1 protein-coding gene is annotated in these 763 nt (G+C 49.7%); it reads right to left on the bottom strand.

Annotated elements, in window-relative coordinates; translation table 11 throughout:
- Position 1: 1 nt before the first annotated feature.
- A partial coding sequence (locus FAZ15_RS22380) for an RtcB family protein (RefSeq protein WP_136903591.1) occupies positions 2-763 on the bottom strand: 762 nt, incomplete at its 5' end.

Genomic DNA, 763 nt, shown 5'->3' with positions numbered 1-763 from the left:
ACTAGTCCTTATTCATTCTAACAATACGTGGATAAAATTTACCGTGGATGTCGATCAACTCATGTTGTGCGGTGATAACTTGTTCAATATCCTTATACGCTAATGGGTTTTCTTCGACCGACCCGCCGATTAAGGTCACACCTGCATTGACAAGCTGCTTCTTCATTGCTGATGAGGTCATGCTTTCCTTAGCTTTTTGTCTGCTCATAGCCCGCCCTGCACCATGCGAGGCGGAATATAATGCATGGTCGCTTCCTTTGCCCGAAATCAAATAGGCTGGCGCTGTCATACTGCCCGGTATGATGCCGAGCTCTCCGCTATGCGCGGGGGTAGCACCTTTCCGATGTATGATTACCTCTTGGCCATCGGCCAGCTTGTCTTTCCAAGCATAATTATGATGGTTTTCTACGACGCAGATAGCCTTTAGTCCCAGTGCATTTAACAGGTTGGAATGAATACGATCGTGACAAGCTTTGGCATAGTCACCGGCCAATGTCATAGCGAGCCAATACTCCTGCCCGGCTTCGGTATTCATATCTAACCAAGCCAGTTGCTGTGCTTGCCGTGGCAACTTGCAACTGTCTGTTGCAAGCTTGGTATAGCGCTGCGCAATAGCAGAGCCAAGGCCGCGACTTCCGGAATGTGCCAGCAACGCCGTATACTTTTTGGCGGGTAACCCTAACGCATTTCCTGCCAACAATTCTAGTTCGCCAAACTCGACAAAGTGATTGCCCTTGCCTGATGTGCCCAACTGCCGCACGGC

It is taken from the genome of Sphingobacterium olei (genome assembly GCF_005048855.1).
GTDB classification, from domain to species: Bacteria; Bacteroidota; Bacteroidia; order Sphingobacteriales; family Sphingobacteriaceae; genus Sphingobacterium; species Sphingobacterium olei.
Note: the sequence above shows the minus strand (reverse complement) of the source record. Positions and strands in the feature narration are given on the sequence as shown.